This window comes from Mammaliicoccus sp. B-M6, from assembly GCF_022386965.1.
In the GTDB taxonomy this organism is placed as follows: Bacteria; Bacillota; Bacilli; order Staphylococcales; family Staphylococcaceae; genus Mammaliicoccus; species Mammaliicoccus sciuri_A.
Genome location: NZ_JAJNHJ010000082.1, coordinates 1 through 530, shown reverse-complemented (window position 1 = coordinate 530; position 530 = coordinate 1). Strand labels below are relative to the sequence as shown.

General features: G+C 27.0%; 1 pseudogene. It reads right to left on the bottom strand.

Annotation, left to right across the window (positions count from 1 at the left end):
- Window positions 1-530, bottom strand: a pseudogene (locus LQ693_RS13495) (IS3 family transposase); the annotation flags it as partial.

Genomic DNA, 530 nt, shown 5'->3' with positions numbered 1-530 from the left:
TCTTCATTCGTACTTTACAATTTAAATTATGTTTTTGCATAATCCTTTGTACTTTTTTGTGATTAATTGGTTTATTATTTTTTCTATTTAATAAGGCAGTTATTTTTCTATAGCCATACGTAAAACGATGTTTCTTACATAATTCTATAATTTCACGTTCATCCTCAGATATACTGAAATCTTTGTTTTTCCATCTGTAATAATTTGATTTTGGAATATCTAAAGTTTCTAAAATGAGTTTTACTGTATATTTAGATTTTAATTCATTTACTAATTCAACAACTACTTCTGGGACCACTTCCTTTCCAATTCCTTGTACTTTTTTAAAATTTCATTTTCTACTTCTTTGCGCTTTAATTGAAATTTGAGCGATTCAACAGTACTTAACTCTTCTATACCTTTTCCATAGGAATATTGTTTACCCACTTGTTGATTGAATCTATGTGTTTCACCATCTCTATACCATTTCCACCACTTATTAACTTGAGATTCATTTTTAATATTTAAAGTATCCATTATTTCTCTTGTGC